The sequence below is a fragment of the Ensifer sp. ENS11 genome (genome assembly GCF_014851895.1).
GTDB lineage: Bacteria > Pseudomonadota > Alphaproteobacteria > Rhizobiales > Rhizobiaceae > Ensifer > Ensifer canadensis.
Genome location: NZ_JACVAN010000020.1, coordinates 121243 through 127538, shown reverse-complemented (window position 1 = coordinate 127538; position 6296 = coordinate 121243). Strand labels below are relative to the sequence as shown.

10 protein-coding genes and 2 pseudogenes are annotated in these 6296 nt (G+C 60.3%); 4 read left to right on the top strand and 8 right to left on the bottom strand.

Going from position 1 to position 6296, the window contains the following annotated elements:
* From IB264_RS27690 to IB264_RS27680, 3 genes and pseudogenes are all read right to left on the bottom strand, one after another.
* Positions 1-143: pseudogene (locus IB264_RS27690) on the bottom strand (trehalose utilization protein ThuA); the annotation flags it as partial.
* Between the two features lie 119 nt (positions 144-262).
* Positions 263-604 (bottom strand): multidrug efflux SMR transporter, encoded by a 342-nt coding sequence (locus IB264_RS27685; protein ID WP_025428080.1) that lies wholly within the window; start codon positions 602-604, stop codon positions 263-265.
* A gap of 17 nt (positions 605-621) precedes the next feature.
* Positions 622-1182 (bottom strand): TetR/AcrR family transcriptional regulator, encoded by a 561-nt coding sequence (locus IB264_RS27680; RefSeq protein ID WP_025428081.1) that lies wholly within the window; start codon positions 1180-1182, stop codon positions 622-624.
* A 139-nt stretch (positions 1183-1321) separates the two neighbouring features.
* Between IB264_RS27680 and IB264_RS27675 the strand changes: the two are divergent.
* A pseudogene (locus tag IB264_RS27675) lies at positions 1322-1715 on the top strand (globin).
* A gap of 7 nt (positions 1716-1722) precedes the next feature.
* Positions 1723-2091: a DUF423 domain-containing protein gene (locus IB264_RS27670; RefSeq protein WP_025428082.1), complete on the top strand. Its 369-nt coding sequence runs from the start codon at positions 1723-1725 to the stop codon at positions 2089-2091.
* A gap of 31 nt (positions 2092-2122) precedes the next feature.
* Here IB264_RS27670 and IB264_RS27665 read toward each other — a convergent pair whose 3' ends face one another.
* The 5 genes from IB264_RS27665 to IB264_RS27645 form a co-directional block, all read right to left on the bottom strand.
* A complete protein-coding gene (locus IB264_RS27665; protein ID WP_025428083.1) occupies positions 2123-2437 on the bottom strand; it encodes an antibiotic biosynthesis monooxygenase in 315 nt (104 codons plus the stop codon).
* A 10-nt stretch (positions 2438-2447) separates the two neighbouring features.
* Entirely contained in the window at positions 2448-2717 is a 270-nt protein-coding gene (locus tag IB264_RS27660; RefSeq protein ID WP_025428084.1) for a hypothetical protein, read from the bottom strand.
* Positions 2718-2779: 62 nt separating this feature from the next.
* On the bottom strand, positions 2780-3196 hold the full coding sequence (locus tag IB264_RS27655; protein ID WP_025428085.1) for a DUF2325 domain-containing protein: 417 nt from the start codon (positions 3194-3196) through the stop codon (positions 2780-2782).
* A gap of 215 nt (positions 3197-3411) precedes the next feature.
* Positions 3412-4326 carry an energy transducer TonB gene (locus IB264_RS27650; protein WP_025428086.1) on the bottom strand — a complete coding sequence of 305 codons (915 nt, stop codon included), beginning with the start codon at positions 4324-4326 and terminating at the stop codon, positions 3412-3414.
* Between the two features lie 62 nt (positions 4327-4388).
* Complete coding sequence (locus IB264_RS27645; protein ID WP_025428087.1) at positions 4389-4826, bottom strand: hypothetical protein; 438 nt, start codon at positions 4824-4826, stop codon at positions 4389-4391.
* Positions 4827-4991: 165 nt separating this feature from the next.
* On the opposite strand from IB264_RS27645, the gene hemP reads away from it, so the two are divergent.
* Together hemP and IB264_RS27635 are read left to right on the top strand one after the other, a co-directional pair.
* Positions 4992-5219 carry a hemin uptake protein HemP gene (gene hemP / locus IB264_RS27640; protein WP_081788881.1) on the top strand — a complete coding sequence of 76 codons (228 nt, stop codon included), beginning with the start codon at positions 4992-4994 and terminating at the stop codon, positions 5217-5219.
* Positions 5220-5229: 10 nt separating this feature from the next.
* A complete protein-coding gene (locus IB264_RS27635; protein WP_025428089.1) occupies positions 5230-6291 on the top strand; it encodes a hemin-degrading factor in 1062 nt (353 codons plus the stop codon).
* The last annotated feature ends 5 nt before the right edge of the window (positions 6292-6296 follow it).

Here is a 6296-nt window from a genome sequence, read left to right as displayed (position 1 = left end):
GTCGCCGTCGTTGCCTCGATCGAAACGTCCGTGTTCAGCGCCGCCGCGATGGTGTTGTGCATCCCGTTCGGATAGATGCTCCTGACCACCTCATTGGTCTGCTCATGGATATTCTCGCCCCATACGATTGTTCTGATTGACATCGGCAAATTCCCGTTTATGCGCAGCTGTTAAAATTGAAAGCGGTTTCAATTTGTAAGGCTAGTGACACGCCGGCGCCTTTGCAAGAGCTTTTTGCCCTCTAGGCGTCAGTGGCCAGACATCAATGGAACGTGGATTTCGAGAAGACGTTGAGGACCACGACGCCGGCGATGATGAGCCCGAGCCCGAGCATGGCGGCAAGATCCAGCTTCTGGCCGAAGGCAAAGTATCCGACGAGCGAAATCAATACGATGCCGAGACCGCTCCAGACCGCATAGGCGATGCCGACCGGGATGTAGCGCAGCGTATAGGACAGAAAGAAGAAGGCGACAGCGTAGCAAACGACCATCGTCACGGTCGGCAACAGCCGGGTGAAATGCTGTGCCGCCTGCATCGCCGAGGTGCCAAGCACCTCGAAGACGATGGCAACGACCAGGACGGAATAGAGCATAGCGGGGTTCATCTGGGTCTCCATCCGGTCTATCGCGTCGAAAGCGCTTTGAGATTTTCAGCCAGGGCAACACGCGCCGCGGCATCGAGTTCATGGCTCTGCATCAGGTCGGCGAGCCAGAGACCGTCGGCGGCAAAACGGGCGAGCACGCAGTTGGGTGAAGAGTCGGTTTCCGCAAACTCCTGAGCCCGGCGGTTGACCCATTCGCGCCAGCGGATCTTCAGGTTCGGCTCGGCAATCAGCGCGATCGTCAGCATTCGCCAGCCCGGAACGTCGGTGTCGGGATCGAGCTTCGAGCAGACATCGACATAGGCGCGGGTAAAGCGTCCCTGCGCCTCCGGATCGCCAGCCATCGCCGCCTCGATCGCCGCATCGAAACGCGCGACGAGATCGTCGAACAAGCCATCGAGCAGCGCCGACTTGTTGGGGAAATGGTGCAGCAGCCCGCCCTTGCTGACGCCGGCCGCTTGCGACACCGCATCGAGCGTGATGCCCGCCACCCCCTGCTCGTGCGACAGGCGTGCGGCGACCTCCAGCAATTGCTGGCGGACCTGCTCGGGCTGCTTCTTGCGGCGATGGGCTTCTGTCATGCTTCCATAAAGATACCGTCTGGACGGTTTGTCAAGATCGATGTGTCGAACCGCGCGGAAACGCCGCAAAGGCGAGACTGGAAAGCCGTTGTCCACAAGACCTTGGCGGGCTAGGACTTCGGGGACGAAGGAAGCGGCAATGGCAGAACCGGAAACGACGACACTCTACGAAGCGATCGGCGGCGACCCGACGGTGCGCGCGCTGACCCGTCGTTTCTATGAACTGATGGATACGCTGCCCGAAGCGGCACGCTGCCGCGCGGTTCATCCACCTGACCTTTCCGGCAGCGAGCAAAAAATTCTACGAATATCTGACCGGTTGGCTTGGCGGTCCGCCGATCTATGTGGAAAAGCGTGGCCATCCGATGCTGCGGCGCCGGCATTTCGTTGCCGAGATTGGGCCGGAGGAGCGCGACGAATGGCTGCTCTGCTTTACCCGCGCACTGGAAGAAACGGTGGCTCACCCAAAACTGCGGCAGATCATTCTCGATCCGATCACCCGCCTCGCCTTGCACATGCAGAACAAGGAATGACCTGACAATGCCGACCAGTGGATTGCGCGCAACGACGCTCTTCGTCGCGGGATTGATGGGGATTGCCGGGGTGGTCAGTGCTGCAGCCGCCTCGCATGGCACCGACCCCAGGCTGCTCGCCGAGATCTCGGCCATGTGCCTGGCGCACGCGCCGGCGCTCGTCGCGCTTTATGCGGCCTGGCCGAGCTTCCGCACGGCTCCGGTCGCAGCCTTGCTGATCGCTTTCGGCACGGCGCTGTTTTCCGCTGACCTTGCCATGCGTCACGTGACCGGACAGGGCCTGTTTCCGATGTCGGCACCGCTCGGCGGCACGACGATCATGGCCGGCTGGCTTGCCGTTTCAATCGGCGCCTTCCTTCCACGAAAGGCGCCGTGACGCTCAACGCGCCAGTTTGAAGCTCTTGAGATCAGGCGCCTTCGACGACGGAAAAACCTTCGAACTTCGGCGGGCCGAGATACATCGAGCGGTTTTCGCCGGCATTCTTGTGCGCGGCCCGGAAGTTCTCCGACTTCGTCCAGGCGGAAAAGGCATCCTTGTCCTTCCAGGTCGAGTTCGAGACGAAGAGCGTATAGCCCTCGTCCGGCACGTTTTCGCCCCTCAGAAGATGAAACGAGACAAAACCCGGCATGTCCGCAAGGCTTGAATCGCGGCTCTTCCAGACGGCTTCGAAAGCCTCTTCCTGGCCAATGGCGATACGAAAACGGTTCATTGCGAAGAACATGGCCTGCCTCCTATGCGCTGTCTTTCTTGCGAGCCGCGTCGTTCGCGGCTCTCGGGAAGGCCAGAATAGTGCCCTCCTGCGGCTCCGCAAGCCCGAAAGGGTCGCGGCCGGGCCGGCGCGTTTCCCAAGACGGGAACTCGGTGACATTGGGGTTTTCCTCGATCATGCGCGAACGCCGCGTCAGCAATTCGTAGAGTTCGGGCACCAGCCCGTCGCCATTCTGCGCTGCCAATTTGTGCAGGCCGATCATCATGCACTTGTCCGGGCGGTTTTCATTCATCTCGAAAAAAATCTCCATGCGCGCGGAAGGTCAATCACCTCCATCGCGCGTCATATGTTTGGCTATGCCAAGTCGTTGCGGCTGTTGGTCAGGTCCTGCAGCGCCCGCTCAAGGCTCGACTTCGAGCCGTTGCGCAACGGCACGAAAGCCTTGCCCCACTTCTTGCAGCCGGTCTTCACGCGAAGACACGCATCGTGGCTGATGCAATCGATCGGGCAGAAAACACAGTCGACGGAAGGAAGGACACGGTCGATGCGCGATACCGCCTCGCGCAGGCCGCCATCGTGGTGAAGCAGCTCGGCACCGAAGGAGCTGACAATCTCGCGCAGATGCGCAACCTGGCAATCGCGTCCGCCGACATAGAGGAAACTGCGGCCTTCGAGTGTCGCCTTGGCGGCCTCTTCGCAGACCTCGACCCGTTCGGAACCGGAACGACCCTTGCCGTTCTTGGCCGCATTATGGTGACGCTTGCCGCGCATGCAATCTTCTCCGCCTCTTTGCTGCGTCGACGGCCCTCATGGCAACCGATCGCACCGGGATCGACACACACCGTTCGGTTGCGTCACGGCGGCAACTTATTAAACTTGATTATCAGAGTAAAGTATAAACATGAGTTTTATAATCATATTTTTCCCATCAGTTTTGAAGGGCTTCGGCTTCTGCCGCGGATCACACCGTGGCCGGCGGCAGTCGCCTAGCGAACACTTGCCTGAATAGGCAAAGTGAACGGTATTGCACTTTTTCCGGCCCCCTCTGGAATGGCAGGAAATGGAGCCGCACGGCGCACGGCATCAAGAGCAGCCGTGTCCAGAACGGGTGAGCCTGAACTCCCGGCAACGCTGACGCGGGAAACACCGCCGTCCGCCAACACCGTAAAACTCACCGTCGTCGTGCCCGACAGCCCCTGTCGGCGCGCTTCGGATGGAAGCTTGTATCGCCGGTTTATCTTCGCGCGAACTTTGCCATTGTAGTTCGACATATCGGCGTTGCCGACCGCGGTAGAGCGGTTCTTGCCGGTTGCCGCCGCAGAATTGCCGTTTACGTCCCCATCCAGCTTACCCTTGACCTGGCTCTGTGCCTGTTCCCCCTTGTCGCCCGTTTTCTTGCGGGTGACTTTCTTTTTCCTGACGGGATCCTTCTTGGGTTCAGGCTTTTCAACCTTCTCCTTCTTCGGCTCCTGGATCTCCGGCTTTTCCTCGGGCACGACCGTCTCGATCGGCGCGACGCTGGCAGTAACCACAGCCTCGGCGACCTGCAGGGTGGGAACCTGCTCGGCAGGCAGGATGACATCGGCTTCCGTGGCGATCAAATCATGCGGTTGCTCCGCCGTGATCTCCTGCGTGGTCGACGTGACGTCTTCGACCGGGGTAATCTCCTCGGGCTTGACTTCGTCGGGAACGTCTTCGGTCGGCTCGACGACTTCCGTCGGATCGCCGGACTGCAAGGTTTCTTCGAAGGCATCACCGAGGATCGCAACTTCGACCTCGGCACCGCCGGCGATCAGGTCTTGCGGCTGTTCCGGCGTAGAGGAGGCAAGGTACATGGCAACGCTGGTATGCGCCACGAGCGAGAAGGCAATTGCGCCGATCCATTTCACGGTATGCTTCATCTTGGCCTAACCTTCGCCGCGAGCCGCGACGCAAACGCAGTACTCAATGCGAAAAATCAACCTCAGCCCTTGAGTTCGACCGGCGACTTCGAACCGGTCTTGAGGCCCTTCATGCAGGCATCGCCCTCTACACCATCGCCGACGCAGGCGGGCGCGTCATTGATCAGCAGGCTCTTCACCGCTTCGCAATTCGTGCCGGGAAGATCGAACTGCCGAACCTTGGTCTTGCCAGCAGGCAGATCGCGGAAGTCGAGCACCGCCATGCGCTCGACCAGACCCTTCTGGTCGAAGATCACGAACTCAAAGGAAACCTTGCTCAAATTCTGCACGAAGGCGTTGCCGGCGACGAAGGTGAGCTTGCAGCCCTTCTGCGACGGCGTGACCTCGTTGAGTTCGATGTTGAGCGCGCCAGCGGACGACGCCTCCTGGGCGACTGCACCGCCTGCCGCAAGAACAAACGCGAATGCCACGGGAACAACCATACGGGAAAGGTGCATCATTCTAATACCACTCACGATCGGCGCTCCGAACCCTGGGAGCGTTGAAGTCGTCGCCATCTATCCACAAGCGCGGACATCTTAACTTGAGTGTGGCGATCCGGTATTGCGTCCATAAAGAAATATGAGTAATGAAGTCAAGATAGTAAACGAATTGCACGGCAGGAAATGCGGGAAAAACACCGCCTCCCGCCATCTAGAGACGACCGAACCGTGGCAGCCGACGACACCGATTATGCGCGATTTTCACAACCTGTAGCCTCCGCGCAGCGGGCCCAGCGGATCGTCGAGAGCCGCGACCTCTTTCGCGGCGAAAGCGAGATCCTCATTTCCCACGACGGGGCGATCTACCGCATGAAGATCACCCGCCAAGGCAAACTGATCCTGAACAAATAGGCAAATAACAATGACCGAGAGCCTCCGTCCCACCCCGTCCGAAATCCGTGCCTACCGCGCTGAGAACCCGAAAATGCGCGAGCGCGACATCGCGGCCCAGCTCGGAGTTTCGGAAGCAGCCCTCGTGGCGGCCGAATGTGGCTTGACCGCCGTGCGCATCGACGCGGATGCCAACCGCTTCCTGCTGCGCGCCGAGGAACTGGGTGAGGTCATGGCTTTGACCCGCAACGAAAGCGCAGTTCACGAAAAGATCGGCGTCTACGAAAAGATCACAACCGGCGAGATGGCCAGCATCGTGCTTGGCGAGCAGATCGACCTGCGCGTCTTCCCGAGCGCCTGGGCGCATGCCTTTGCCGTAACCAAGACCGATGACAGCGGCGAAGCCCGCAAGAGCCTGCAGTTCTTCGACAAATGGGGCAATGCGGTGCACAAGCTGCACCTGCGCCCGGCGTCAAATGTCGCCGCCTACGACAAGATCGTTGAAGACTTCCGTCTCGACGACCAGTCGCAGACCTTCGTTGCGGACGCCAGCGCACCGGCTGCCGATGACAAGCAGGAGAACGTCGTCGACGTCACCGAGCTGCGCGACCGCTGGTCCAAGATGACCGACACGCATCAATTCCACGGCCTGCTGCGCAAGCTGAAGATCGGCCGCCGCCAGGCGCTGCAGCATATCGGCGACGACTTCGCCTGGCGTCTCGACCCGTCGAGCATCGAAACGATGATGCGTGCCAGCGCCGAGATCGAACTGCCGATCATGTGCTTCGTCGGCAATCGCGGCGTGATCCAGATCCATTCCGGCCCGATCGCCAAGATCGCCCCGATGGGTCCGTGGCTGAACGTCATGGACCCGACCTTCCATCTTCACCTGCGCACCGATCACATCGCCGAGCTTTGGGCCGTGCGCAAGCCGACTGCCGATGGTCACGTCACCTCGATCGAGGCGCTCGACGCCAAGGGCGAGATGATCATCCAGTTCTTCGGCAAGCGTAAGGAAGGTTTTGCCGAGCGTCCCGAGTGGCGCGATATCGCCGAGGGCCTCGCACGCCTTGACACCACCGTCGCAGCTTAAGGACA

Bases quoted from the DNA above. Each gene is read 5' to 3' on its own strand.
- IB264_RS27650 (WP_025428086.1), bottom strand. From the start codon at position 4,326: ATGAAGCATACCGTGAAATGGATCGGCGCAATTGCCTTCTCGCTCGTG.
- IB264_RS27685 (WP_025428080.1), bottom strand. From the start codon at position 604: ATGAACCCCGCTATGCTCTATTCCGTCCTGGTCGTTGCCATCGTCTTC.
- IB264_RS27645 (WP_025428087.1), bottom strand. From the start codon at position 4,826: ATGATGCACCTTTCCCGTATGGTTGTTCCCGTGGCATTCGCGTTTGTT.
- IB264_RS27680 (WP_025428081.1), bottom strand. From the start codon at position 1,182: ATGACAGAAGCCCATCGCCGCAAGAAGCAGCCCGAGCAGGTCCGCCAG.
- hemP (WP_081788881.1), top strand. From the start codon at position 4,992: ATGCGGGAAAAACACCGCCTCCCGCCATCTAGAGACGACCGAACCGTG.
- IB264_RS27665 (WP_025428083.1), bottom strand. From the start codon at position 2,437: ATGTTCTTCGCAATGAACCGTTTTCGTATCGCCATTGGCCAGGAAGAG.
- IB264_RS27660 (WP_025428084.1), bottom strand. From the start codon at position 2,717: ATGAATGAAAACCGCCCGGACAAGTGCATGATGATCGGCCTGCACAAA.
- IB264_RS27670 (WP_025428082.1), top strand. From the start codon at position 1,723: ATGCCGACCAGTGGATTGCGCGCAACGACGCTCTTCGTCGCGGGATTG.
- IB264_RS27655 (WP_025428085.1), bottom strand. From the start codon at position 3,196: ATGCGCGGCAAGCGTCACCATAATGCGGCCAAGAACGGCAAGGGTCGT.
- IB264_RS27635 (WP_025428089.1), top strand. From the start codon at position 5,230: ATGACCGAGAGCCTCCGTCCCACCCCGTCCGAAATCCGTGCCTACCGC.